This window comes from Sorangium sp. So ce836, assembly GCF_028553905.1.
GTDB classification, from domain to species: domain Bacteria; phylum Myxococcota_A; class Polyangia; order Polyangiales; family Polyangiaceae; genus Sorangium; species Sorangium cellulosum_D.
The window spans coordinates 13,669,987-13,696,164 of sequence record NZ_CP102233.1 but is presented as its reverse complement, the minus strand read 5'-3'; the positions used below and the strand labels follow the sequence as shown (position 1 = coordinate 13,696,164).

Genomic DNA, 26,178 nt, shown 5'->3' with positions numbered 1-26,178 from the left:
CCCATCTCCTCGGCGCCTCAGCGGTTCAATCCCGCCTCGTCCGAGCGCCGCTCCCGGCGCCGCGTTACCGCTTCTTTCGCGGCTTCGGCGGGGCGGTCGGCTTGATATCGATGGTCGTGGCGCCCTGACACGGCACCTGCGCCGTCACCCCCGCGCTGAGCCACTCGGGGAACTTCGTCTTGCCGGGCTTCCCGACGCGCACGAAGAAACGACCGCAGCGGATGACCAGCGGCTCGTTGACATCCCCCGCGTACTTGCCGGTCACATAGACGCCCCCCGGCTCGGGGAACCCCACCGTGAGCACGCCCTGCCCCTTGGGCAGGGTGGCGGGGTTGACCCCTTCCCGCCCCTGGCCGGCGGCCTGCTTCGCCGCCGCCTCTTTCGCTGCGGCCTCTTTCGCTGCGGCCTCTTTCGCTGCGGCCTCTTTCGCTGCGGCCTCTTTCGCTGCGGCCTCTTTCGCTGCGGCTTCCTTCGCTGCGGCTTCCTTCTCCTTCGCCGCAGCCTCCTTCGCCGCAGCCTCCTTCGCCGCAGCCTCCTTCGCCGCAGCCTCCTTCGCCGCAGCCTCCTTCGCCGCAGCCTCCTTCGCCGCCGCGGCCTCCCTCGCCGCCTCCTTCGCCGCCGCGGCCTCTTGCGCCGCCAGCTCCTTCGCGGATGGCGCCTTCCCCTGCGCCTTCGCGCCCGGCGCCCGCTTCGCGGAGGTCGCAGCGCTCGGCGCCGGCGCCGCCGTCGCCGCGGCGACGGGCTCGGCGGCCGGCGCCGCCTGCTCCACCGGCGCGGCGGCCGCCGGCACGGGCCGCTCCCGCCGCGCGACGTAGATCCACAGCGCCGCCACCACCGTCGCCGTGATCGCCGAGACCGCGATCGTCCCGGCCGGCGACAGCGAGCGCGGCGCCTGCCAGCCCATCGTGGGCGAACGCTGGCGCCGCATCCCCGGCGGCGGCGACGACTCCGCCGGAGGGCCGCGCAGGCCCGCCGCGCTCGGATACGGCACACCCCCGGGCGGCGTCCCGCCCGCCGTACGGTCCACGGGCACCGCCACCCCGGGCGGCGTCAGGCCCGTCGTGCCCATGGGCACCGTCACCCCGGACGGCGTCACCGGCGAGGCGGACGGCGGCTTCGGCGGCGGCGGCGCGAAGAACGCCGGCGTGAGATCCGCCGGGAGCGCCGGCGGCGGACCGAAGCGGATCGCCTCCGGGATCGCCGAGATCGACGGCCCGAAGCGCACCGACGGAGCGCCGGTGCCCGGGATCGTCGCGTCGTCCTCCTCGAACACCGGTTCCACCTCGGGCAGCGTCGCCGGCCCGCCCCCCGCCAGCACCTCCTCGGCCGCCGCCGCGTCGCGCTCCGCCGCGCGCTTCGACGCCTCGTACAGCCGGCCGAACGTCTCGCGATCCGGCAGCGCGGGCTTCCGCCCCTCGGCGCCCTTCACCCCGACCGCGGTCGGCAGCGCCGCCGCGACCGGCGTCGGCGGCGCTTGAGTTGCCGGCGCCGCCGGCACCGGGATCGTGATCGGCTCGGGCCCCGGCGCGCGGGCCGACCTCTTGCCGTCCGGGCGCGTGGCCGCCGCCAGCGCCTCGGTCGGCGCCGGCGCGGGAGGCGTCGTCCCCGCCCGCGCGCCGCCGGGCCGGAGACGCGCGGCGCCGCCCTCCCTCCCGGCTTGATCCTTCGCGAACAGATCCTTCGCGAGGCGCTTCGCCGCCTCCGCCGCGGGCCGCGCGGTCTGCCCGCCCTTGCCCTTGACCGGGATCGTCGGCCGCCGGTCCTCCTCGGGATCCGCGTCCTCGATCTCGATCGTCGCGTGCGCCGACTGCACGCGCGTCACGAGCTCCGCCTTCCCCTTCTCCGGGCGGGCGACCTTCGCGAGCGTCTGCTCGATCTCCTGAGTGGTGGTCTTCCGATCGTCCGGCGACAGCGACAGCGCCGTGTCGAGCAGCGCCACGACCGGGCGCGGGATCTCGGGGCGGATCGACGCGATTCCAGGCGGCTTGGTGCCGTCCGCCGGCGGCCGCCGCCCCGAGAGCAGCGACCAGAGCAGCAGCCCCACGCCGTAGATATCGGCCTTGACCGTGACCCGCTCGGCGCGCACCTGCTCGGGCGCCATGTAGCCCGGCGCCCCCTTCACCACGCCCGCGATGGTGTCCGGCGTGCGCCCGAGGATCTTGCCGATGCCGAAGCCGGTCAGGCGCACCTGCCCGTCCCACCCGATCACGATGTTCTCCGGGTGGAGGTTCCGGTGAATCACCGGCGCGGGGCTGCCGTGCTCGTCGGTCAGCCCGTGCGCGTGCGCGAGCGCGCCGGCGATGCAGTGGACCAGGTAGTAGACCGCCGCGTCGGCGAGCTTCTGCTGCCGCGCCGCGAGGTGCTGGAGCAGCCGATTGAGGTTCACGCCCTCGACGTGCTCGAGCACGAGCACGAGCCGGCCGTCGTGCTCGAAGAAGTCGAACATCCGCACGATGGCCGGGTGGTTCATCGACGCGCAGATCGACGCCTCGCGGGCGAGCTCGTCGGCGAAGCGCGGATCGCCCTCGGCCGTATTCGGGACGAGCTTCAGCACGCAGACGCGGCGAAACCCGAGCGGGCCGTCCAGCCGCCCGAGATAGACGCTGGTGGGCCCAGAACCGGCCAGGCGCCGGAGGATCTTGTAGGCCCCAATCGTCTCGGGAGCGGGCTCCGTCGGAAACATCCGGGGCCGATCATACCCAAGCGCGGCGAAGCCCCCAAGCCAACGACCAACACGGCTCGCTTCGCGGCGCCGAGAGGCGTCTCCGGGCGCCTCGGTAAGACGCCCTGCTCCACGCGCCCTGTACGGCGTCGCTCTCCCGCTCGCGGGAGAGCGGTACAGCTGATCAGCAGAAACCCGAACAGCTGTGACGGATTACGGGGCACGCTCCGCCGCGCGCGCCGGCCGAGCGCCCGCGGAACGCGCGCACCCCGGGCGCGGCGCGCCTCCGCGCCGCGCCGGCGCGCGGGAGCGACGCCGCGCGATCCACGCCGCCCCCGCGCGCGGCGTGTGGAGAATCCGCGACCGCGCGGTCGCGCTCGCGCGGCTGCGCCTCCGGCCTTCGAGCGGCGCTGGGCCTGGGTTATAAGCCGCCGCGATGAAGCTCCGCGCCTTTCATCGGCTGCTCGCCGTCGTCCTCCTCGCCGGCTGCGAGGCCGCCGTCCCGCCGCCGCCCGCGCCGCCCCCGCCCCCGCCGCCGAGCGCCGCCGCCTCGGCGCCCGCGCCGACCGCGCCGGCCCCTCCAGCCGCGCCGGCGTCGCGGTTCCCCGCGGGGTGGCCTTACCCCGAGGGCGCGCCGCCGGTGCGGGGGCCCTCGATGGTCTCCAGCGACGCCGCGCTCGCCACGAAGGTGGGCGCCGACGTCCTCTCCGCCGGCGGCAACGCCGTCGACGCGGCCGTCGCGACGGCGTTCGCGCTCGCCGTGGTGCACCCGACGGCGGGCAACCTCGGCGGCGGCGGGTTCATGGTCGCGCGCCTCGGCGACAAGGAGCACGCGCTCGACTTCCGCGAGACCGCGCCGGCCAAGGCGACCCACGACATGTACCGGGGCAAGGACGGCAAGCCCACCGAGAGCTCCCGCGTCGGCCACCTCGCGCCCGGCGTGCCCGGCAGCGTCGCCGGGCTCTGGGAGGCGTACGACAAGCTCGGCTCCAAGAAGAAGACCTGGGCCGAGCTCATCGCGCCGGCGATCCGGCTCGCGAAGGAGGGCTTCCTCGTCGACGAGAACTTCGCGACCACCGTCAAGGCGGCCTCGGGCAAGCTCGCGCGCTTCCCGGCCTCGGCCGCGCTGTTCCTGCCGGGCGGCGCGCCCATCCAGGTCGGCGCGACCTGGAGGTCGCCCGAGCTCGCGGCGACGCTCGAGCGCATCGCCGAGAAGGGGCCCGCCGGCTTCTACGAGGGCAAGACCGCCGAGCTCGTCGTCGCCGAGATGCGGCGCGGCAAGGGCATCATCACGGCCGCGGATCTCAAGAGCTACAAGGCGAAGTGGCGCGAGCCGGTCGTGTTCGAGTACCGCGGGCGCCGCGTCGCCTCCATGCCGCTCCCCTCGTCGGGCGGCCTCGCCCTGGCGATGATCGCGCACCAGCTCGATGGGCTCGACGTCGCGAAGCTCGGCTGGCACTCGCCGTCGCACGTGCACGTGGTCGCCGAGGCGATGCGGCGCGTCTTCATCGCGCGCAACGAGATCCTCGGGGATCCCGACTTCGTGAAGAACCCGGTGGAGGAGCTGCTCTCGGTCGCGTGGGCCGAGAAGCAGCGCGCCACGATCGCGCCGGACCGCGCGACCCCGACCGACGAGCTGACCCGCGGCGCGGGCGTCAAGGACTCGGGCGGCCGCGGCCCGCACACGACGCACTTCTCGGTGGTCGACGCGCAGGGCAACGCCGTCGCGCTGACCACGACGCTGAACGGCTGGTACGGCTCGGGGGTGACGGTGACCGGCGCGGGCTTCGTGCTGAACAACGAGATGGACGACTTCGCCACCGTGCCCGGCACCGCGAACCAGTTCGGCCTCGTGCAGGGGGAGGCCAACGCCGTCGCGCCCGGCAAGCGCATGCTCTCGTCGATGTCGCCGACGATCGTGACGGGGAAGGACGGGCGCGTGGAGCTCGTGCTCGGCGCCGCGGGCGGCCCGACGATCCTCACGGCGGTCTTCCAGATCCTCTCGAACGTGGTCGACTTCGGCTTCGACGTGACCACGGCGGTCAACGCGCCGCGCTTCCACCAGCAGGACTACCCCGACAAGCTGATCGCCGAGACCGGCGGCTTCCCCGACGACCTGCGGCGCGCGCTCGGCGCGATGGGCCACGTCATCGACGAGCGCGGGCACATCGCCGACGCGCCCTCGATCGGCCGCGAGGGCGCCGCGTTCGCGGGCGCGCGGGAGCCGCGGCGGCCGGGCTCCGAGGCGGCGGCGGGGAAGTAGCCGGCGATGGCGACCGACGTCGTCCCGCCGCTGCGGCGCTCGCTGATCGTGCCGCTCTCGCAGGCGGACGCCTTCGACCTGTTCGTCCGGCGGATCGCCGACTGGTGGCCGCTCGCCACGCACTCGGTGGGCCGCGGCGCGGCGGTGTCGTGCCACGTCGAGCCGTCGGTCGGCGGCCGCGTCTTCGAGCGGGCGCGGGACGGCACCGAGGCGCTCTGGGGGACGGTCGTCGCCTGGGACGCGCCGTGGCGGCTCGCGTTCACGTGGCACCCGGGCCGCGCGCCCGCGTCGGCGCAGGAGGTCGAGGTGCAGTTCGTCGAGCTCGTGGCGGCGCAGACGCGGGTCGAGGTCGTGCACCGCGGCTGGGACCGGGCCGGCGAGCGCGCGGCGCCGATGCGCGCCCGCCACGACGAGGGCTGGCAGATCATCCTGGCGCGCTTCGAGGCGCTCTCCCGCGGCGAGACCGCGCTGCCGGCGCCACGCGGCCCCGGCGGGTGCAACGCCTGACCGGGCCCGCGGTAGGGCCATCCCGCTCTCCCCACATGAGCGCACGCGACACCCACGTATCCCACCACGAATTCAGCCCCATTCCCTGCCCCGGCCCGCGCCCGCATCGTCGCCGCCGTGAACGCGCGTGGATCACGCCGCGCCTCGCCCGAATTCAAAGGAGCCGATTGCGCTCCTTTCAATGAACCGTCGACATGCCGCCTCGTCGCAAAACATCAGGAGCCCCCCTAAGGAGTTCCGTCCACCCATTCGCTCCGGCGCTCCAACGGGCGCGCGCCGGAGCCGTGACGCGCGGCGTCTCGGCCGCGGAGCCCCACGTGAGAGCGCACGATCCGTGCGGTGGAGAAGCGGCGGTTCGACCTTGACACAAGCCGCTCGTTTCGATTGCTTACGGTGATGCGCCCCGCCGAGCACGTTCGTTCCTCCGGCGGTTCGCGCGCGCTTCCAGCCACGCAGCCGATCTCCGCGCCCCTGAAGACTGCCGTCTTTCCGGGGCCTTCCTCTCGATACAGACCGAACGCCGCGCCGGATCGATAGTCCTTATCATTCCAGGGGGTAGCAGTCATGGTGGAACTACTGAATCACGAGCTGCTCGACACGCTGCACGACGGAGCTCGCAGCAGCGTCTACCTCGGCCGGAAGAAGAGCACGGGCAAGATGTGCGTCATCAAGGTGGCGCGCAAGGGCGTCAATGGCACCCGCAACGTCGCGATCCTGAAGCGCCAGTACGAGATCACGCGGAACCTCGACCTGGATGGCGTCGTCAAGGTGTACGACCTCGAGGTCCGCCTCGATTACGCCGCGCTCATCATGGAGTACTTCGCGGGCCGCTCGCTGCGCTCGGTCATCGACGAGGGCATCGCCGGGGGCGGCAATGGCCGGGGCATCGGGCTCGCGCGGTCGGTCCGGATAGCGCTCCAGCTCGCGGACACGCTCGGCGCCATCCACGAGCGGAACATCATCCACAAGGACATCAAGCCCAGCAACATCATCGTCGACAGCGACGTGAGCACGTCGAAGCTCACGGACTTCTCCATCGCCTCGCTCCTGCCGGGGGAGCGCGCGGCGGTGTACGACCCCTGGTCGGCCGGCGAGGGCACGCTCCAGTACATCTCGCCCGAGCAGACGGGCCGGATGAACCGGTCGATCGACTTCCGCTCGGACTATTACTCGCTCGGCGTCACGCTCTACGAGCTCACGACGCGGCGCCTCCCCTTCGAGACGACGGATCCGCTGGAGCTCGTGCATCATCATATCGCGAAGACGCCCGTCGCGCCGCACCTCATCCGGCCGGAGATCCCGGAGGCGCTCTCCAGGGTCATCATGAAGCTCCTGTCGAAGACGGCGGAGGAGCGGTATCAGAGCATCTTCGGCCTCAAGGCGGATCTCAAGGCCTGCCTCCACATGCTGGAGCACGACGCGCCGGCGCTGGACTTCGTGCCGGGGAGGAAGGACAAGCCCACGAGGCTCCAGATATCGCAGCGGCTCTACGGCCGGCAGGAGGAGGTGGGCGCGCTCCTCTCGGCGTTCAGGAGCATCAGCGGCGCGGGAGGCCCGTCGGAGCTCGTCCTCGTGGCCGGCTACTCGGGCGTGGGCAAGTCGGCGGTGGTGAGCGAGATCCACAAGCCGATCGCGAAGCAGGGGGGTTATTTCGCCGCCGGCAAGTTCGACCAGTTCACGCGCAACGTCCCGTACGCCGCCGTCATCGCCGCGCTGCGGGAGATCGTCCGGCAGATCCTCACCGAGAGCAAGGAGGAGCTCGCCGACTGGAAGGCGCGGATCCTCGCGGCGGTGGCCCCGAACGGCCGCGTCATCGCCGAGGTGATCCCGGAGATCGAGCTCATCCTCGGCGAGCAGCCGCCCGTCCCGGCCCTGGGCTCGATGGAGACGCGGAACCGGTTCAACCTGACGTTCCGGAGCTTCATCGGCGCGATCGCGCAGAAGACGCGGGCGCTCGTGCTGTTCCTCGACGATCTCCAGTGGGCCGACACGGGCTCGCTCAACCTCATCAGCGTCCTCCTGGAGGACGCCGACATCCGCCACCTGCTCCTGCTCGGGTCGTACCGGGACAACGAGACGGACGACGCGCACCCGCTCCGGGTGATGCTGGGCGCGCTGCCGCGCAGCGGCGCGCGCGTGCGCACGATCGCGCTGAAGCCGCTCGCGCCCGAGCACGTGAACCAGCTCGTGTCCGACACGCTCGACGCGCCTCCCGGGGAGTGCCGTCCGCTCTCGGACATCATCTTCGCGAAGACGCACGGCAACCCGTTCTTCACCATCCAGTACCTCGAGAGCGTCTGCCGCGACGGTCACCTGCGCTTCAGCTCGGAGACGGGCGCCTGGACGTGGAACATCGCCGACATCGAGCGGATGGACGTCGCGGACAACGTCGTCGATCTCATGGTCCGGCGGATCCAGGGGCTCCGCGCGGCGACGCAGCAGGTCCTGAAGCTCGCCGCGTGCGTCGGCAACCAGTTCGATCTGAGGATCCTCGCCCTCCTCCACCACAAGGACCTGCGCGCCACCGACGAGGATCTCTGGGACGCGCTGGACGCGGGGCTCGTCGTGCCCGTCGACGGCGACTACAAGATCGCGCGCTTCCTCGACGACGACGACGACGAGGGCCCGGTCACGTTCAAGTTCCTGCACGACCGCGTGCAGCAGGCGGCCTACAAGCTGCTCACGGAGGTCGAGCAGGAGAGGACCCACCTCGAGCTCGGGCGGCTCCTGATCCGCGAGACCCCGATCGAGTCGATCGAGGAGCGGATCTACGACATCGTGATGCACCTCAACATGGGGGCGGAGCTGATCGTGGACCGGCGAGAGCGCTTCGAGACGGCGCTGCTCAACCTCAAGGCCGGTCAGAAGGCGAGGCGGTCCACGGCGTACGGCCCTGGGGTGCAGTGCCTCCGCGCGGCGGCGGCCTTCTTGCCGGAGGACGCGTGGGAGGCGAACCACGATCTGTCGCTCGCCATCTACACGGATCTGGTCGAGCTGGAGTACCTGACGATCAACTTCGATCGCGCGGAGGCGTCCGCGAAGATCGTCGAAGAGCGCGCCAGAGACGTGCTCGAGACGATCCGGGTCTACGAGACGCGCATTCAATTTTACATATCACAGAATCGCATGCACGAGGCCATCGAGCTCGGCTTGCGCGTGCTCACCATGCTGGAGGTCCCGCTGTCCGAGGCGCCGCCGGCCAACGTCGACATCGCTCGCCTTGCGCAGCTCCCACCGATGAAGGACAGGCGGATGCAGGCGGCGATGCGCATCCTCGCCTCCGTGAACCCCGCCGCCTATCTCGCCAGACCCGCCCTCGTCCCGACGCTCGCGTTCACGATGGTCGACATCTGCGTGCGGCACGGCAACTCGCCGCTCGGCGCGTTCGGTTACACGATCTACGGGCTCATTCAGTGCGGCTTCATGAACAACATCGATCTAGGGTTCGAGTTTGGTCGTCTCGGGATCGAGCTCGTCCGCCGCTTCGGCGCGGTCGAGATCGAGTCCAAGGTCTACGCGTTGAACTACATGGTGCTTCACCACTGGAAGCGGCACGCGAGGGAGACCATCGAGCCGCTTCGGCACGGCATCCAAGTGGGGCTGGACACGGGAGACATCGAGTACGCCGGATACAACTCGATACACCATGCAACCTACCCGCTGTTCATCGGTGAAGAGCTGGCGTCGGTCGAGCAGCGCATGAAGCACTCCGTCGACCTGTCGCTCAAGCTGGACCAGCAATACCAGCTCTATTACGTGAGGATCTGGCGACAGCTCGTGCGCAGCCTCCGTGACCCTTCCGCCAGCAAGCGGCTGCTCGCCGGGGAGAGCTTCGACGAGACGACGATGATGTCCTGCCTGGGCCACAACCGGCCGTCGATGTTCTCCCTGCACCTCGCGAAGGGCATGCAGCTCTACTTCTTCAATTACCCGAAGAACGCCCTCAGCTGCCTTCGCGCCGGAGGAGAGTACCAGGACGGCGCCGCCGGCTTCATCACGCTCGTCGAGCACAATTTCTATCAATCGCTCTCGGCCCTCGCCGCTTTCGACGAAGTCTCGAAAGAGGAACGGAGCGCCGTGCTCGCCGGGGTCGAGGCGAGCCAGCTGAGGCTCGGAGCGTGGGCGCGCTCTGCCCCGCAGAACAGCCAGCACAAGTACGATCTAGTGCAAGCAGAGCTGGCGCGCGTGAAGCATGCGGTGGTCGAGGCGATGGACCTCTACGACCGGGCGATACAGGGGGCCCGGAAGCACGGTTACATGCATGAAGAGGCGCTGGGGTGCGAGCTGGCGTCGTCCTTCTACCGCAGGCTGGGCCGGCACGAGATCGCACAGCACTACCTGACGATGGCCTACCGTGGCTACGCGCTGTGGGGCGCCGACGCGAAATGCCAGAGCCTCGTCGCCACGTTCCCTCAGCTGCTCCTCGAGGGGACGGCCGAGCAGCCCATGTCCGTGACAACGACGTCCAGCCACGACGGAGCGATCCTCGATCTGCTCAGCGTCATCAGGGCGTCGCAGGCCCTGGCGAGCGAGATCGTTCTGGAGAAGCTGCTCGGGAGCCTCATGACGCTCGTGCTGGAGAGCGTCGGCGCGCAGTCCGGCGTGCTGGCCCTCGCTCGCGGGGGATCGCTGTTCGTCGAGGCAGAGGGCACCGTGGAGCCGCAGCAGGTCAACGTGCTCCAAGGCGTCGCCATGGAATCGTTCAGGCGAGCTCCGCAGTCTATCGTGAGCTACGTGCAGCGCACGTTGAAGAGCGTGCTCCTGGACAACGCGGCCGATGAAGCCAAGTTTTCAGCGGATCCCTACATCCGAGACGGACAGATCAAGTCGCTGATGTGTCTGCCGATCCTGCGGCAGGGGCGGCTGGTCGGCGTGCTCTACGTCGAAAACAACCTGTCGACGGGAGCGTTCACGAAGGCTCGTTTCGAGCTCCTGAGCCTGCTCTCGACGCAGGTCGCGATCTCCATCGAGAACGCGAAGCTCTACGAGAGGCTCGAGCAGGAGGTCGCCACGCGCACCGAGGAGCTCCGGGTGTCCAACGAGCAGCTCCGTACCGTGAACGACAGGTTGCAGCTGGAGCTCGCGGAGCGCGTCCGCCTGCAGGAGGAACGCGTCCAGATGCAGGAGGAGATCATCCAGACCCAGCGGGAGCGCCTCTTCGAGCTGTCGACGCCGTGCATCCCTATCACGGACGAGATCATGGTGATGCCCATCATCGGGACCATCGACGACAAGCGGGCTGCACAGATGATCGAGACCGCGATGGAGAGCGTCGCGTCAAGCTCAGCGAAGGTCGTGATCGTCGACATCACTGGGGTCAAGAGCCTAGACACGAGCGTGGCGAGCCGGCTGATGAGCCTGGCCAGGGCGCTCGGGCTACTCGGGAGCAAGGCGATCCTGACCGGCCTTCGTCCGGCCGTGGCGCAGAGCCTGGTCGCGCTCGGCGTCGATCTCGGCACGATAGAGACGCGGGCCAACCTGAAGGCAGGCATCGCGTACGCGATGAGGCGGACGTCGTCGAGGCTCTATGCATGAGCAGCGCTGTCCGGCGCTTCGGCTGGCATCGACCTGGTGAACCCACGATGGATGCACGAAGCGTCCGGCGCGCGCTCGGCGCCGCCGGCGCCCCCCTGCGCGCCTCGGTCGGGTCGGCCCGCTCCGTAGCTCGCCCGGGCGGGCACGCGCGCCGTCATCCTGCGTGCGCGAAGGCTACGCCTGCGAAGGCCCTCGACTCGGCATACCGGTCGGCGCCGAGCGCCCAGCGCTGATTGCCTGCGATCATGGAATCGACACCGTCGAGGTACTGACGAACCTCGTTGCTTGCCGATGAAGAGAGCAGCTTCTGCTTGATCAGCTGGTATTCCGCGATCCGGTCGTCGTGCATGCGCCACAGCCGCGAGATGGCTTCCTCCAGGGTCGACCCCGTGGCATTTCGGAGAACGATGATCAGATTGTGGACATCGCCGGACCGCAGCTCTTTCTCGAGCGAGAAGTAGTCGTTCGTCCAGCAGAGGATGTCGTTACAGATCTCGCGGACGCTCTGTAGCAATGGATGCTGGACGATCTCCAGCGGCAGCGGCCGTTCGAGCAGCAGCTCCAGCAGGTCGCAATAGGCGTAGACCGCTCCGCTGAAGCGCCGCATCATCAGGTACTCATCCACCGTGGGGATCCTCTGGCGTATGCGATTCTTCACCTCCCACAGGTGAGCCTCGTAGTAATGCTGACAATGCATGAGCCAGCGATTGAGGACGAAGTGCGGGTAATCCCTCCTGATACGATCGCGAACGTCGAGCAGCCCTCGCATCAGCTTATCGCTCCTGTCGGCCTCGACGTGCCCGAAGAGCTCGCCCAGATACTTGTCATTGAGCCTCGCGGCGAGCTGCGGATCCTTGCTGAGCTGACCGTCATCGAAAGCGTCGTCCAGTAAAAACAGCGCCGCGGTAAAGTCGGACGCCAGCTGTAGAGTCCGCAGGTCCGCCGACGGGAACAACCACGCCGCGAGCGCAGCGACGCTGGCCCCTTTGATCCGCGAGATCGCACGGTCGTCATGTGCCAGCTGGAGCTGGTGGATCCATTGCAAGGTCCGACGCTCGACGACGTTCACGTCAGGATGACACGATGCAAAAAATGGATAATAGAAACAGGTCTTCTTCGCGTTCACGGATCTACGGCTCCATCGAAAAATAATCAAGCGGCAAGACAAATCCGTCGCTCACGCGCACTGTGCCCATGGGCGAGAGACCGCCTCGACCGGAAGCTCTAGCGGGCAGCGAGTGTTGAGGGACATATTCCAATCGAGGCGCTCGGTTCGGAGCTCGAAGCGACGAACCTTCCGCAGGAGCTCTTCCAGCACCACCCGGGCTTGTGTCCTGGCCAGGGGAGCCCCGACGCAGAAATGGGCACCATGCCCGAAGGCCAGGTTGGCTTGCACGCGGCGCTCCGGGTCGAAGCGGTCCGGATCTGGGAACCGCGCCTCGTCACGCAGGCCCGAGCCGACGAGCAGCAGCACGGCGGATTGAGCGGGCAGGCGCACGCCCCGCAGCTCCGTCTCGGCGAGCGTGAGCCGAATGGTGGCGTGTATCGGCGGCTCGGTACGCAAGACCTCCTCGATGAAGGGCGCGATGAGCGCAGGCTCGTCTCTCAATCGATCCATCCACTCGGGGCGCCGAGCTAGCGTCAACACCACCTGGGTCATGAGCGTCACGGTGGTCTCCAGCCCGGCGACCAGGAACAGAAAAATGAAGCCGATCAGGTCGTCGTCCGTGAGCTCGTTGTTATCCAGCCGGGCTCGCAGGAGATCGCTCAACCAGTCATCCTCGAGTTGAGATCGGCGCTTGGCGAGTAGAGCCTGTGCGTACCGCTCCATCTCGTCGAGCGAGCCGCGCACCTCGTCGAGCCGCGCCCGATCCTCAGGCGAGACGCCGCTGACGCCGACGATGTCCGTCGCCCAGCGCTTGAAGTGCTGCTTGAGCGATGGATCGAGCCCGAGCAGCTGTGCGAGCACACTGACCTGCGCGCGAAGGGCAAAGTCCGAGATGAACTCGACCGTGCGTCGCTCCACGAGCTCGTCGGCGAGCCTTTCGGCCGTGGAGCGCATCAGCGGCTCCAGCGAAGCGACGGTGGACGCGGTGAAGGCGCGGTTGATAAGGCTACGCAGTTGGCCGTGGCGCGGCGGGTCCGCCATGAGCAACGAGCGGGACAGGGGGTTATGTCGCCGCAGATAGGGAGGCTCGGAGGCGAGGCGCAGCCCCGCCGACGAGAACACCTGCGTATCCTTCAGCGCGGCGACGACGTCGTCGTACCGCGTGACGACCCACATCCCGTTCGGGTCCACCTGGCACACGGGCGACTCGCGCCGCAGCGCCGCATAGAAGGGGTATGGGTTCTCTCGCACATCGGGGGCAAACAGGTTCAGTCGAGTCATTGCGCTCTTCCTGTGACGTGGGGAGGACACGGCCGCGACGCCATGGCGGCGCACGTCCACCAGCATGAGTTTCGTACTGCCTCAGACGCCGTTCTGGGCCGCGCTATGGCGTTGGTCGACGCTGCTCCGAGAGCAGCTTGCCTAGCGCTGGAGAGAGCACGAATCGGACGACTCAGGACGCATATCCACAATACTCTGGTGCGTGGCCACCTGGGCGCATCGCTCGCCTGCAAGGCGCTTCGCGGTCCGCCGCGCGGCGCGAGCCAGTGGCTCGGCTCCCGCGCGGCGCGGCCGCGTTCCTCGGTCGTCGTCACGCTCGCGATGATGCGAGCGCGCGACTCACGAGCGCCTGGACTGCAGCGAGGGCATCTCCCGGTGCATCATGAGACCAGAGCCAACGAGAGAACCGTTAAGCTCTCTTCATTGCTGCGGACGTCCGATGATTCGTCGGTGCTCCTCCATCTAATGACAGCGTGGTATATACCATGCGGACAAATGCGCAACTGTAATCTTTGTAGGAGAATTCCTCACGACGACGTTCGCGCGTTCGTCCGCGTCGGTCACGCGTTCGGTCACGCGTTCGGTCACGTGTTCGGGCGCGCGTTCAGTCGCGTGTTCGAAGCGGCGCGCATACCGAGTCTGCAAACGCGGTGGCCGACGATGGCAGCCAGGCAGCGTAAATAAAAATACATTTCTGCGTGCCCGACGCGCGTTCATCCCCATGGAGGCGGCGTCGGCGAGACCTGCTGCACCTGGACGACACTGCAGTGGCCATCCGGTGGAGATGCATTGCGACTCCTGGCCCGTGACGACCGGATGATCCGCATGAGATCTCGGGAGCGACTGTGCAGCAATGAAAGCCGCGCTCACGTCGGGTTTCATCTCTGAATGCATGACGCGGGGCCCGGGCACGTCGCCTCGGCGCGCGCTCCATGGAGCGCGCGTCATCGACGACAGAGCCTGAGGCATGCGTTGGATCGAACGCCCGTGGCCCCTTCCAGAGATGCTGGCGGCGAAGTAGTTCACTTTCGATGTGACGCGTATTGCAGCGAGACAGCACTGCATGACGTCGCGCTCGCTCGCTATGCAAAATGAACGCCTCGCTCCGTCCGGAGCGCGATCGCCGTTCCCGGAGGCCGTCGCGACGGCCGTGACGCGGCTCGATCGATCCCGCGCGCGGCTGGCCGCATCCCGCGCGCGACGCCGCGTCGCCGGGTCCTCAGGCTGTGGACGTGGCGCGACGTGGCGCGACGTGGCGCGACGTGGCGCGGCGTCGCGCGCGGCCGCCGAGGACCAGCGCCCTCGGCGGCGGGGAGATTTCAACAGCATCGCGGGAGAGCGGGAGGAGGGCGGGAACAGGAGATCATGGATCTCCGGCACTCCATGGTAACGTGCACGGGGCCGTGCGACCACCGCCGGCGCTCAGGCGGCGGTCTTCAGGCACCCGTAGAGCGCCGACGCGAGCGTCTCGGCCCGCGCGTCGGTCGTGAGCGCGAGGACCATGCGGTTCGGGATAAAGGCGAAGCCGACCCGGGAGACGGGATCCGCGAAGCCGATCGCGCCGCCGAACCCGGGGTGGCCGAACGCCTCGTCGTGCGGGCCCATGCCCACGCTCGCCGAGGGCCGCATGTAGCCGAGGCCGACCCGGAGCGGGTTCCCCCAGATGAAGTCGTTGCCGTCGTACTGCACCTGGGTGTGGCGAGCCGTGGAGTCGGCCGAGACCACCCGGACGCCGTCGAGCTCTCCCCCCGAGGCGAGCATGGCGTACAGCCGGGCGACGCCGCGGGCGGTCCCCACCCCGCTGCGGGACGCGAGCTCCGCCCTCCAGAACGTCGGGTGGTTCATCCCATCCCGGATCAGGTCGCCGAAGCGCCGGCCGGGGCTCATGAACATCGCCTTGCCGGGCGGCGTGTCGGCGTTGATGAACTTGTAGAACTGATCGGTATCCGTGATCGGATCGGGGCTCATCCACGCGACCCGGTGGTGCTCGGCCTCGGGCAGCCCGATCCAGTACTCGGCCCCGAGCGGCCCCGTGATCTCGTCGCGCAGGTAGGTCCCCAGGCTCTTGCCCGTGATGCGGCGGACGATCTCGCCGACGAGCCAGCCGTAGGTCGTCGTGTGGTAACCACACTGCGTCCCCGGCTCCCAGACCGGCGGCGCCGCCTCGATGAGCCGGAGGATGGCCTGGTCGTCGAGCAGCGTCTCGGGGCGGTCCAGGCGCACGCGCAGCTCGGGGTCGGGGAACCAGGGCAGACCGGCGCTGTGGCCGAGGACCATGCGCACCGTGATCGCGCCCTTGCCCTCCGCCGCGAACTCCGGCCAGTACGCGGCGACCGGCGCGTCGACGTCGAGCTTCCCCTGGTCCGCGAGCCGCTGCGCCACGACGGCGGCGACGCCTATGCCCACGGCGGCCCCGCACGCGAGCGTGTCCGCGGTCCACGGGACGCCGGGGCGGGCCTCGCCTCCCCAGAGGTGGGCGACCTCGACGCCGTCCACGTAGGCGCAGAACGACGCGCCGGCGTCGCCCTGTCGCGTGAGGTTCTCGACGAACGCGTCGCGAACGCGCTCGAAGCCAGGGGCCACGCTTCCTTGGATCATCGGCTGGGTGCTGGTCACGGATCGGTCCTTGGTAGAAAGGGGGTGCGCGGGGCGGGTGCCGCCCTCACGCCTCCATCATCGCCCAACTCGCCCGCCACCGCCCATCTGGCGGCGCGGACGGCGACGCGGTCGCGTCCGCGATCCCGCCCATAGGCCGGCGGGCCTCCTTGACCATGCGACCGATCGGTCATATGACTGATCGGTCGCATGCCGAAGAGCACGTTCTTTGGGCTGCCCGAGGAGCGGCGGGACCGCCTCGTGCGCGAGGCGATCGCCGAGTTCGCGGATCGGACCTACGCCGAGGCGTCGCTGTCGCAGATCGCGCGCCGCGCCCGCATCCCGAAGGGCAGCTTCTATCAGTACTTCGAGGACAAGCTCGATCTGTATCGGTGGCTGCTCACCGAGGAGGCGCCGCGGCGCAAGCGCGAGTTCGTGGGCGCCGCGGCCCTGGAGGGCGACTTCTGGGCGCGCCTCGAGGCCCAGATCGAGCGCGGCATGGCGTTCCTCGTCGAGCACCCGCGCCTCGCCCGCCTGTCGGCCGCGGCCGCGGACCCGACGGCGGACGCCGAGGTCCGCGGCCTGCACCGGGCCATCTGCGAGGCCGGCGTCGCCGAGCTCCGGGCCCTGCTCGAGCAGGGCGTCGCGAGCGGCGCCCTCCGCGCGACCGACACGAGCCTCGAGGTGGCGACGCGCCTGGTCTCCGCCGTCGTCGGCCCCGGGCTGACCGAGGTCGTGCTCCAGGAGCTCGGGGCCGAGCTCCACGAGGTGCTGGCCTCGGACGCGCTGCGCAAGCAGCTCGGCCCGAAGCGCCGCCGCCGCCTCGCGCAGCAGGCGGTGCGGTTCATCCGGAGCGGCCTCGGCGCGGACGCCGCGTAGCGCCACGCGGCCTCGGCGCGGACGCCGCGTGGTTTCACAAGGAAGGGAGCTGTCATGATCACGTACGATTTCTCCGGGCGGGTCGCCCTCGTCACCGGGGGCACCTCCGGCATCGGCCTCGCGACGGCGCGGGCGTTCGCGCGCGCCGGGGCGCGGGTCGCGGTGGCCGCGCGCGGCGAGGACGCCGGGCGGCGGGCCTGCGCGGCGCTCGAGCGGGAGGGCGCGCCGGCGCTGTTCGTGGCGACCGACGTGCGGGACGAGGCCTCGGTGCGGCGCGCCGTGGAGCAGACGGTGCAGCGCTTCGGCCGGCTCGACGTCGCGGCGAACTGCGCGGGCGTGGGCGGCGACATGGCGCGCCTCGAGGACGCCGACCAGGCGGTGTGGGACGACGTCATGGCGGTGAACGCCCGCGGCGTCTGGCTGGCCATGCGGCACGAGATCCCGGCGATGCTCGGGTCGGGCGGGGGCGCCATCGTCAACATGAGCTCGATCTACGGCGTCGCCGGGAAGGCGGCGCACCACGCGTACGTCGCGTCCAAGCACGCGGTCGTCGGGATGACGCGCTCGGTGGCGCTCGAGGTCGCGCCCCGGGGGATCCGCGTGAACGCGCTCTGCGCCGGCGTCACCCGCACGCCCGCGATGGAGCAGGCCGAGGCGTTCGCGCCCGAGCTGGTGCGGGCGCTCGTGGCGCAGCACCCGCTGGGGCGCATGGCGACCGAGGACGAGGTCGCGGGCGCCGCGCTGTGGCTCTGCTCGGAGGGCGCCGGCTACGTGACCGGCGCCGCGCTCCCGGTCGACGGCGGCTTCCTGGCCGCCTGAGCGAGGGGGCGGGCGGTTGCGTGAGCCGGGGCCGTCTGTTACAGAGTGCGGCTGACGCAAGAGGAGAGTGCTCCGGTGAAGATCAGCTCCTGAATCGGTCTCCGTCGCGGGCCGCGAGCGCGCCAGGTCGCATGAGCCCTGGCGCGCGGCGCAGCCCGCCCGTCCCGTGACCGGGCCGCGTGGCCCTCGGATTCAGGAGCTCTTATGCCGTCGTTGCGCGCGCATCGCCTCTCGTTTGCTTATTCCGACGCGTCCCCGATCCTCACCGACGTCGATCTCTGCCTCACGCCCGGCTGGTACGGGATCGTCGGGCCGAACGGCGCCGGCAAGACCACGCTCCTCCGCCTCTTCGCCGGCGATCTCGAGCCCGACGCCGGGGGCCTGCGCGTCGAGCCGCGGGGCGCGACGATCGCGGTCTGCCCGCAGGCCGTGGAGCACGCGGACGCGGCGATCCGCGCGCTCTCCGAGGCCGAGGACGGCCTGGCGCGCCGGCTGCGCGGCGAGCTCCTCCTCGACCCGTCGGAGCTCGAGCGCTGGGCGACGCTGTCGCCGGGCGAGCGCAAGCGGTGGCAGATCGGCGCGGCGCTCGCGGCCGAGCCGGACGTGCTCCTGCTCGACGAGCCGACGAACCACATCGACGCGGACGCGCGGGCGCTGCTCGTCGGCGCGCTCGGCGGATTCCAGGGGATCGGCGCGTGCGTCTCGCACGATCGCGAGCTCCTCGACGCGCTGACGGTCGGCACGATCCGGGTCGACCGGGCCGCGGCGCGGCTCTACCCCGGCGGGTACAGCGCGGCCAAGGAGCTCTGGGAGGCGGAGGCGCGCGGCCGCGAGGAGGCGCACCAGCGGCTGCGCGCCGAGGAGCGGCATCTCCGCCGCCGGCTCGGCGAGGAGCGGCGGACGCAGGCCGCGGCCGACGCGGAGCGGAGCACGAAGAACCGGGTCAAGGGCCCGCGCGATCACGACGCCCGCGGCATGCTCGCGGGCATCCGGGTGGCCGCGGCCGAGGCGCGGCTGTCGCGCACGGTGGGCGTGACGCGGCGCAAGCTGGAGAAGGTGTCGGCCGAGGCGGGGGAGCTCGAGCTCGAGAAGGCCGTGGGCCGCAGCGTGTTCGTCGATTACGAGCGGTCGCCCGCGCCGTGGCTGTTCGTGCTCGACGCGCCCGAGATCCGCGCCGGCGGCGAGGGGCGGGCGCTGCTCCGGGACGTGCGGCTCAGCGTCGGCCGCGAGGACCGCATCCGGGTCGCGGGCCCGAACGGCAGCGGCAAGACCACGCTGGTGAAGGCGCTGCTCGAGGGCGCGCGGGTGCCGGCCGAGAAGGTGCTCTATGTGCCGCAGGAGCTCGGCGAGGCCGAGGAGCAGGCGCTGCTCGCGCGGGCGCGGCGCCTGCCCCCGGAGGAGCGCGGGCGGGTGATGTCGCTTGTGGCGGCGCTCGGGGTGGAGCCGGGGCGGCTGCTCGCGTCGGCGCGGCCGTCGCCGGGCGAGGCGCGGAAGCTGATGATCGCGCTCGGGCTCGGGCAGCACGCGTGGGCGCTGGTGCTGGACGAGCCGACAAACCACCTCGATCTGCCCTCGATCGAGCGGCTGGAGCGCGCGCTCGCCGACTACCCGGGCGCGCTGCTCCTCGTCACCCACGACCGGGCGTTCGGCAGGAGCTGCACGTCGATCCTGTGGACGGTGACCGAGGGCGAGGTGCGGATCTCGTCCGACGACGCCGGCGCGTGACGATGGGGTCGCATCGGATCGCGCGCCGGCGCCGTCCGGGCCGAGTTACGGGATGACGGGCGCGCCGCCCATCTCCTTGAGCACGGCGTCCGCGCCGGACACCGCGTCCATCACCCACTGCATGTAGCGGTGATCGACGTGGATGGTGCGGGTGATCGACGGCATGAAGAGCCAGTCGGAGGCCATCGCCTCGTAGTTGCCGTCGAACGCGAGGCCGACGAGCTCGCCGCGCGCGTTCAGCGTGGCGGAGCCGGAGTTGCCGTTCGTGATGTCGAGATCGCTGAGGAAGCAGACCGGGATCTCGCCGAGATCGTCGTCCACGTACGGGCCGAAGCGCCGCTCGCGGGCGGCCTCGAGCAGCGCCTCCGGGGTGTCGAACGGCGGCTTGCCGGTGGTCTTCTTCACGACCTCGCTGAGGACGGTGAACGGGCGATAGACCGGCTTGTCGAGCTCCGGGCGGTAGCCCCGCACCGTGCCGTAGGTGACGCGGAGGGTGCCGTTCGCGTCGGGCGCGAGCATGCCGCCCCGGTACGCGCGGAGCGCCTCGACGAAGCGCGGCTTCACGAGGGTCATCGCGCCGGCGTAGGCCTTGTCGCGGGCCTCGATGGCCTTGTCGATGGGCGCGAGCGCGAGGGCCAGGCGGATCATCGGATCCCCGCTCGCTTTGAGCTCCTCGGTCGTCGCCGTCTTGAGCAGCTTGACCCGGGTCGCCGCGTCCTCGAGCGCCGTCTTTTCATAGAGGGCGTCGACGGCCGCGCCGAGGGCGGCCTCGGTCGGCGGCACCCCGCCCGCGAGGCTCCCGACGAGCGCCGGCCTGTCCTTCGGATCGAGCCGCAGCGCGCGCTTCAGGGCCAGCTTGAAGGTGCTCCGATCGATCCCGCGGTCGTAGGACTTCTGCAGCGACACCTGCGCCTGCTCGAGCCGCTCCCAGTTGCGCTGCTGGTACTCGGCCTCGCGCTCGGCGTCCGGCTTGGACCGCTCCTCCGCCATGCGCACGAGGGTCACGGCGGCGTCGAGGAGCCGCGCGGACGAGAGGATCTCCCCCACGGCCGCGTCGTGGTCGCGCGTCTTCCGCTGCTCGGCGTGGAGCGCGGCGATCTCCTCGATCGCGCCGCCGTAGGCCGCCTTGCGCTCCGGGTCGGCGTCGATCCAGGCCTTGAGCTCGCCCTCCAGCTTGGCCTTCTCCTTGGCCAGGCCGCCCTGGACCAGCCCCTCGAGGAGGCCGCGCGTCTTGAGCAGGTAATTGCTGTAGCCCTGGATGGTGGAGTGCGCCTTGATGCGCACCGCCGGGTCGTTCTTGCCGAGATCCTCCAGGAGGGCGATCGACTCCTCGTAGAACGACACCCGCTTCGGGTACTGCCATGACACGGCGGACTCCACCTCCGCCGCGGTCCGGAGCCGGTTCGTCGTGCCGGGATAGCCGGCGACCATCACCAGGTCGCCCTGGTGGAGCGGCGCGGAGGCGAGCTTCAGGTGGTGCGCCGGGCGGTAAGGGACGTTGTCGTCCGCGTGGCTCGCCGGGCGGTTGTCCTTGCCGACATAGGCCCTGAAGAAGGAGAAATCTCCGGTGTGGCGCGGCCAGCGCCAGTTGTCGATATCGCCGCCGAAGTTGCCGATGGCCTCGTGCGGGGCGTAGACGAGGCGGACGTCCTTGATCTCCAGCTGCTCGATCAAGGAGACCTGGCCGCCGCCGAAGTACTCGGCGATGGAGCAGCGGAGCTCCGGGCGCCCCTCCTCGCACGCGGCCACGAGCCGCTTCTTGCGCCGCTCGATCTCCTCATAGCGCTCGAGATCGTCCGGGATCGCCTCGAGGCCGCGCCGCACCTCGCCGGTGACGTCGCGGAAGGCGCGGGTCACGAAGACGCGCGCGGTGGGGCCGGCCCACCGCTCCTCGGCGCGGGTCCTCGCGAGGTAGCCGTTCGTCAGGAGATCCTGGTCCGGGGTGGAGTTGTACTGGAGCGCCCGCGTCGCGCAGTGATGGTTCGTCGCGATGAGCCCGTCGGGCGAGACGAACGACGCCGAGCAGCCGCCGAGGCTCACCACCGCGCCGAGCGGGGACGACGTGGGGTCGGCGAGCGACGCCGGATCGATCTCGAGCCCGAGCGCCTCGAGTTGATCCTTGTGCTGCGCCATCTGCTCGGGCATCCACATCCCGCCGGGGTTCTCGAACGGCGTCCCCTGGCCGGGCCCCGAGGCCGGCGGCTTCGTATCGCCCGCTTGCGGCCGCTCCGATCCGCAGCCCGGCGCGAGCGCGGAGAGAGCGAAGAGCGCGAGGAGCGCGTGACCACGCAGAGAGGAATGAAACATGCGGTGTTGTTACCATCGCCGGTCGATAAAGCAACCAGACCGCATCTTTCGCACAGCGCGAGATGCGGTGAAGCGAGCCACGCGCGCGCATGAGACTCGCCATTTTCCTCGGAGAGAGCATTCCCCTCGTGGCGATGGACACCGGCTCTCGTCGATGTCCCCGAAGGCGAGGTTCGCCGGCTTCGGCGCGCCCGCCGAAACGCCATGTTCTCTGCGTCCGGCGCCGGACTGGCAATCACGGCATGCCGGCGGGTCGCCCCCGGGGAGGGCGCCTCACGGGCCCGCGCCGAGCGCCTCCTCGACGGCGCGATCGATCTCGCGCTGGCCGAGGGCGCGATCGCCGGCGCGGGCGCCGAGCCGCTCGATCGTCTCCAGCGCGGGATACGTGAGCCGCCGGAGGTCGGCGGCGTTGACCTGCGTGTGGCCGCTCCACTGCCGGAAATACGCGTCCACGAGCGTGGAGCTCAGGAACGCGCGCAGGCCGCGCGCGAGGAGCGGCGGCAGCCCAGCGCCGCCCCGGTGATAGACGTTGAGGTGGTTCTCGAAGCCCACGCGCGCGCAGGGCACCACCTCCGGATCGAACACGGCCGCCGTGATGCGCCGGCGCTCCTCCTTCGAGGAGCAGCGCTTGACCACGACATAGGTCCCGCTCGGCATCCAGAGGTGGGCTGTCGCGGCGCAGTCGACCAGGGCGTTCGGCTTCTTGCCGGGCCTCGGCCAGCGGACCACGCCGGCGTCGAGGTGCGCGGGGTAGATGAGCGGCGCGGCGTCCGCCGCGGGGTCCGGGCGGAGGAACGCCCGAGCGCGGAAGTCCACGACCTTGCCCGTGGAGATCGAGAGGCCGAGATCGGCGAGGCGCGCGGGCAGCCGCGCGAACGCGTCCGCCACGTCCTTCCCGGCCTGATCCGGGACGACGTGGATGAAGCGCTCCGGGTCGCCCGGCCGCACCACCTCGGCGAGGGGGACCTCCCGCGCCGCGATCGGCCCGTCGTCCGGGCCGTTGCTCGACGAGACGAGCACGGCGCCCGGCGGCGCGCCCTTCACGCCGCAGACGACGACGTTCTCCTGCAGGATGTCGTCCTCCGCGAACGCCGCCGTCCGCGACTCGAAGACGTGCACCCGGCGGAGCGACATCTCGCGCAGGAACAGCTCGCGGAAGGCGCGAAAATAAGGGCCGTTGCAGAAGCTCCTCGGCGTGATGGCGACGAGCTCGCCGCCGGGCTCGAGGACGCGCACCGCGAGCGCCAGGAACGCAGCGTAGAGGTTGCTCGCCTCGATCCCGGCGCGGCGCAGCGCGCGCCGGGCCGCCGAGCCGGCGCCGAGCTTCTTGTAGGGCGGATTGAGGATCGCGTGGGTGAAGCGCGCGCGCGGCCCGGGCAGGGAGAGCTCGTCGACGGCCGCGGCGATGAAGTCGGCGCGGACGGCGCGCCCGTGGAACGCGATGCCCGCCGCGCGGCAAGCGTCGCGGCACGCGCGCATGGCTTGGGAAAGATGCTTTACCAGCACGGGATCGAGCTCGTAGCCGAGGGCGACGATGTCCGTCGGCGGGTCGGGCCGGGAGCACGCCTCGGCGACGAGCGCCGCCGTGAGGGAGCCGACGCCCGCGCCGGCGTCGAGGACGCGGAGGGACCCGCCGAGGCGCTGGAAGAGCGACGCCATGAAGGAGGCGAGCCGGGGGGGCGTCAGGAACTGGCCGAGCTCGGATCGCCGGGCGGGGTCGAGGCGCGGGGACGCCTGCGCTCGGAGGCGATCGACCGTCTGGAGCAGGGGCGCCGGCGGCGAGCGCCGGAGCTCTCGGGCTGCGCTCATCGGCTGGCCGCCATGGGTGCCGGGGGGCCCGCGCGGGTCGCGCTGGGGCGGCTCAGTCGACCTGGTGGGCCCGGAACGAGACGACCGCCCCGCTGGTCTCCAGGCAGCGGTGGATCCAGGCCGCGTCGCGCGCGCGCACGGCGATGAGCCGGACGTCGCCGGCGCCGTCCAGCGCCTGCAGGCCGTGGAAGCCGACCTGCTCCGCTTCCTGGAGCGTCATGATCTGCGCGCCGGTCTCGCGCAGCACCTCGGCGCTGAGCAGGTTGGCGGTGGCTGTCCCCGGGGCGAGGTACACCTCGAACACGGTCATCATGGGGCCATGGTCGCCGGGCGGCCGAGCGCCGACAAGGGCCGTCGCGCGCGCCGGCGCGGCCGGTCGCCCACGCCTCGGCGAGGCCCGTCGCCCCCCGCGCCGGCGCGGCCGGTCACCCCTTGCCGGCGGCCTCGCGCTTCGTCTCGAGCTCCTCCCACCGGCTGACGAGGCGCGCGGCCTCCTGCTTTTCGCGATCGAGCTCGGAGAGCAGCCCCGCGACGTCCGCGCCGCGGCTCGCGTAGAGCGTCGGATCGGCGAGCTTGGCCTCGAGCTCCGCGACCTTCTGCTCGGCCGCGTCGATCCGCCCGACGATGCCCTCGAGCTCGGTCCGCTCGGCGAACGTGAGCTTCGGCTTGTCGCCGGCCCGCGCCGCGGGCTTCGCCGCCGCCTGCGCCGGCCGGGGCTCCGCGGCCTGCAGCTTCGCGGCCCGCGCCGCCGCCTCCGCTTCCGCCTCGGCCGCGGTGTGGGCCCGCTGCTCGCGGTAGGCGTCGTAGTTGCCCGCGTACCGCACCACCCGGCCGCCGCCCTCGAACGCGAGGATCGAGGTCGCCACCCGGTTCAGGAACCAGCGGTCGTGGGTCACGACAAGCGCCGAGCCGTCGAGCTCGATGAGCATCTCCTCGAGCGCGGCCAGGGTCATCACGTCGAGGTCGTTCGTGGGCTCGTCGAGGATGATCACGTTGACGCTCTGGGTGAGCATCTTCGCCAGGGCGACCCGCGCCCGCTCGCCGCCGGAGAGCGAGCCCACCGGCTGCCGCGCCTTGTTCGGATCGAAGAGGAACCGCTCCAGGTAGCTGCGCACGTCCATGGATCGGCCGCCGACCTCGACGCGCGTGTGCGAGCCCGCGATGTTCTCGAAGATCGATTTTTCGAGGTCGAGCCCGCTGCGGTGCTGGTCGAAGTAGGCGACGCTCGTGTTCTTTCCGAGCACGACCTCGCCTTCCATGGTGGGCCCGTCCGCGTCGGAGAGCGCCGCGCCGTCGGCGCCGGCCTCGAGCTGGCCGAGGATCGCCCGGAGCATCGTGGTCTTGCCCGTCCCGTTGCGGCCGACGATGCCGACGCGCTCGCCCTTGGTCAGGGAGAAGTCGAGGCCGCGCACGAGCCATTTGCCGTCGACCGCGAGGCCGAGCTTCTTCAGCTCGAGGATGGTCTTGCCGGTGCGCACCGACTCGACCGAGAGCTGCGCGGTGCGCTCGGCCTTCGGCGGCGGGGCGGCCTTGGTCGTCTCGGCGCGCTGGATGCGCGCCTTCTGCTTGCCGGTGCGCGCCTTCGGCTGGCGCCGCAGCCACTCGAGCTCGGTGCGCAGGAAGTTCTGCCGGTTCGACTCGGTGCGGGCCTCGAGCGCGAGCCGCTCGGCCTTCTGCTCGAGGTACTCCTCGTAGCCGCCGTCGTAGCTGTAGACCTTGCCCTTGTCGATCTCGAGCGTCCGCTCGACGACCCGGTCGAGCAGGTAGCGATCGTGGGTGATGAGGAGGAGGGCGCCGGGGTGCTCCTCGACGAGGTAGCGCTCGAGCCACTCGACGGTCTCGACGTCGAGGTGGTTGCTGGGCTCGTCGAGCACGGCGAGGGCGGGCCGCGAGACGAGCAGGCGGGCGAGGGCGACGCGCCGGCGGTCGCCGCCGCTGAGCACGCTCATGGGCGCGTCGGGCCGGGTGACGCCGACGTGGCCGATGATGGCGTCGACCCGGTGCATCATGTCCCACCCGCCGAGCCGCTCGACGTCGGCCGCGGCCTCGGCCTGCTCGGCGAGCAGCGCCTCGGCGTCGCCCGAGCCGGCGGCCAGCGCGCGGCTCACCTCGTCGTGGCGGGCCTTGGCGGCGTGCCACGCGGAGAGCCCGGCGAGCACCACGTCGCGCGCGGTGTCCGACGGCTCGAAGACCGGGTCCTGGGAGAGCACGCCGATCTCGGCGCCGCGGCGGCGGGAGATGGTGCCGCTGTCCGGCTGCTCGACGCCCGCGAGGATGCGGGCGAGCGTGCTCTTGCCGGAGCCGTTCAGTCCGACGAGGCCGACGCGCTCGCCCGTGCGGATGGTGACGGTGACGCCGTCGAGGATGGTCTGCGGGCCGAAGGCTTTGTGGAGATCGTGAGCGGTGAGGACGGGCACAGGGCGCGGAGCTTAGCGCAGCGGCTGCCACATGGGCCCGCTTTGCTGCGAAGGCGCTGTCGACGCGCCTCAACGCGCCTCGACGCCCCGAGCGCGGGCGGCGGCGCGGCACCTCGCCGGCGCGCCGCTGCGCAGGCTGCTCGCCTCGATCGGCCGCGCGCTCGCCGGCTGGAGGCCCGAGGCGCGCGGGTGCCACTCAGCCGCTCATGGCGACGTCCATGAGCGGCGCCGTGACGCTGGCAGAGGAGCCGCCAACCACGTACAAGTACCG

General features: G+C 71.1%; 14 protein-coding genes. 6 read left to right on the top strand and 8 right to left on the bottom strand.

Annotated features, from left to right (window positions below; genetic code table 11):
• Window positions 1–64: 64 nt before the first annotated feature.
• Window positions 65–2,683: a serine/threonine-protein kinase gene (locus tag NQZ70_RS49980; protein WP_272827270.1), complete on the bottom strand. Its 2,619-nt coding sequence runs from the start codon at window positions 2,681–2,683 to the stop codon at window positions 65–67.
• Window positions 2,684–3,098: 415 nt separating this feature from the next.
• Here NQZ70_RS49980 and ggt point away from each other — a divergent pair, with 415 nt between their 5' ends.
• The 3 genes from ggt to NQZ70_RS49965 all read left to right on the top strand — a co-directional run bounded on the left by ggt (window position 3,099) and on the right by NQZ70_RS49965 (window position 10,967).
• Window positions 3,099–4,925: a gamma-glutamyltransferase gene (gene ggt, locus NQZ70_RS49975; protein ID WP_129580524.1), complete on the top strand. Its 1,827-nt coding sequence runs from the start codon at window positions 3,099–3,101 to the stop codon at window positions 4,923–4,925.
• Between the two features lie 6 nt (window positions 4,926–4,931).
• On the top strand, window positions 4,932–5,432 hold the full coding sequence (locus NQZ70_RS49970) for an SRPBCC family protein (protein WP_129580523.1): 501 nt from the start codon (window positions 4,932–4,934) through the stop codon (window positions 5,430–5,432).
• A gap of 564 nt (window positions 5,433–5,996) precedes the next feature.
• Window positions 5,997–10,967 carry an AAA family ATPase gene (locus NQZ70_RS49965; protein ID WP_129580522.1) on the top strand — a complete coding sequence of 1,657 codons (4,971 nt, stop codon included), beginning with the start codon at window positions 5,997–5,999 and terminating at the stop codon, window positions 10,965–10,967.
• 154 nt (window positions 10,968–11,121) lie between these two features.
• Here NQZ70_RS49965 and NQZ70_RS49960 read toward each other — a convergent pair whose 3' ends face one another.
• The 3 genes from NQZ70_RS49960 to NQZ70_RS49950 all read right to left on the bottom strand — a co-directional run bounded on the left by NQZ70_RS49960 (window position 11,122) and on the right by NQZ70_RS49950 (window position 15,972).
• Window positions 11,122–12,093 (bottom strand): terpene synthase family protein, encoded by a 972-nt coding sequence (locus NQZ70_RS49960; protein ID WP_129580521.1) that lies wholly within the window; start codon window positions 12,091–12,093, stop codon window positions 11,122–11,124.
• A gap of 51 nt (window positions 12,094–12,144) precedes the next feature.
• The gene (locus tag NQZ70_RS49955) at window positions 12,145–13,356 is read right to left on the bottom strand and encodes a cytochrome P450 (protein ID WP_129580520.1); all 1,212 of its coding nucleotides are present in this window, start codon (window positions 13,354–13,356) and stop codon (window positions 12,145–12,147) included.
• A gap of 1,422 nt (window positions 13,357–14,778) precedes the next feature.
• A complete protein-coding gene (locus tag NQZ70_RS49950) occupies window positions 14,779–15,972 on the bottom strand; it encodes a serine hydrolase (protein ID WP_129580519.1) in 1,194 nt (397 codons plus the stop codon).
• A 189-nt stretch (window positions 15,973–16,161) separates the two neighbouring features.
• Between NQZ70_RS49950 and NQZ70_RS49945 the strand changes: the two genes are divergently transcribed.
• The 3 genes from NQZ70_RS49945 to NQZ70_RS49935 all read left to right on the top strand — a co-directional run bounded on the left by NQZ70_RS49945 (window position 16,162) and on the right by NQZ70_RS49935 (window position 19,374).
• Window positions 16,162–16,830 carry a TetR/AcrR family transcriptional regulator gene (locus NQZ70_RS49945; protein WP_129580518.1) on the top strand — a complete coding sequence of 223 codons (669 nt, stop codon included), beginning with the start codon at window positions 16,162–16,164 and terminating at the stop codon, window positions 16,828–16,830.
• A 54-nt stretch (window positions 16,831–16,884) separates the two neighbouring features.
• On the top strand, window positions 16,885–17,649 hold the full coding sequence (locus tag NQZ70_RS49940) for an SDR family NAD(P)-dependent oxidoreductase (protein ID WP_129580517.1): 765 nt from the start codon (window positions 16,885–16,887) through the stop codon (window positions 17,647–17,649).
• 204 nt (window positions 17,650–17,853) lie between these two features.
• A complete protein-coding gene (locus NQZ70_RS49935; RefSeq protein ID WP_129580516.1) occupies window positions 17,854–19,374 on the top strand; it encodes an ATP-binding cassette domain-containing protein in 1,521 nt (506 codons plus the stop codon).
• A gap of 45 nt (window positions 19,375–19,419) precedes the next feature.
• Here the strand turns inward: NQZ70_RS49935 and NQZ70_RS49930 are convergent, their stop codons facing one another.
• The 4 genes from NQZ70_RS49930 to NQZ70_RS49915 form a co-directional block, all read right to left on the bottom strand.
• Window positions 19,420–21,681, bottom strand: coding sequence for a S46 family peptidase (locus tag NQZ70_RS49930; protein ID WP_129580515.1), 2,262 nt, complete (start codon window positions 21,679–21,681; stop codon window positions 19,420–19,422).
• Between the two features lie 273 nt (window positions 21,682–21,954).
• A complete protein-coding gene (locus tag NQZ70_RS49925) occupies window positions 21,955–23,490 on the bottom strand; it encodes an Eco57I restriction-modification methylase domain-containing protein (RefSeq protein ID WP_129580514.1) in 1,536 nt (511 codons plus the stop codon).
• 52 nt (window positions 23,491–23,542) lie between these two features.
• Window positions 23,543–23,803 (bottom strand): hypothetical protein, encoded by a 261-nt coding sequence (locus NQZ70_RS49920; protein ID WP_129580513.1) that lies wholly within the window; start codon window positions 23,801–23,803, stop codon window positions 23,543–23,545.
• Window positions 23,804–23,915: 112 nt separating this feature from the next.
• Window positions 23,916–25,907: an ABC-F family ATP-binding cassette domain-containing protein gene (locus NQZ70_RS49915; RefSeq protein ID WP_129580512.1), complete on the bottom strand. Its 1,992-nt coding sequence runs from the start codon at window positions 25,905–25,907 to the stop codon at window positions 23,916–23,918.
• Window positions 25,908–26,178 lie beyond the last annotated feature (271 nt).

Bases quoted from the DNA above. Each gene is read 5' to 3' on its own strand.
- NQZ70_RS49980 (WP_272827270.1), bottom strand. From the start codon at position 2,683: ATGTTTCCGACGGAGCCCGCTCCCGAGACGATTGGGGCCTACAAGATC.
- ggt (WP_129580524.1), top strand. From the start codon at position 3,099: ATGAAGCTCCGCGCCTTTCATCGGCTGCTCGCCGTCGTCCTCCTCGCC.
- NQZ70_RS49970 (WP_129580523.1), top strand. From the start codon at position 4,932: ATGGCGACCGACGTCGTCCCGCCGCTGCGGCGCTCGCTGATCGTGCCG.
- NQZ70_RS49965 (WP_129580522.1), top strand. From the start codon at position 5,997: ATGGTGGAACTACTGAATCACGAGCTGCTCGACACGCTGCACGACGGA.
- NQZ70_RS49955 (WP_129580520.1), bottom strand. From the start codon at position 13,356: ATGACTCGACTGAACCTGTTTGCCCCCGATGTGCGAGAGAACCCATAC.
- NQZ70_RS49945 (WP_129580518.1), top strand. From the start codon at position 16,162: ATGCCGAAGAGCACGTTCTTTGGGCTGCCCGAGGAGCGGCGGGACCGC.
- NQZ70_RS49940 (WP_129580517.1), top strand. From the start codon at position 16,885: ATGATCACGTACGATTTCTCCGGGCGGGTCGCCCTCGTCACCGGGGGC.
- NQZ70_RS49935 (WP_129580516.1), top strand. From the start codon at position 17,854: ATGCCGTCGTTGCGCGCGCATCGCCTCTCGTTTGCTTATTCCGACGCG.
- NQZ70_RS49930 (WP_129580515.1), bottom strand. From the start codon at position 21,681: ATGTTTCATTCCTCTCTGCGTGGTCACGCGCTCCTCGCGCTCTTCGCT.
- NQZ70_RS49925 (WP_129580514.1), bottom strand. From the start codon at position 23,490: ATGAGCGCAGCCCGAGAGCTCCGGCGCTCGCCGCCGGCGCCCCTGCTC.
- NQZ70_RS49920 (WP_129580513.1), bottom strand. From the start codon at position 23,803: ATGATGACCGTGTTCGAGGTGTACCTCGCCCCGGGGACAGCCACCGCC.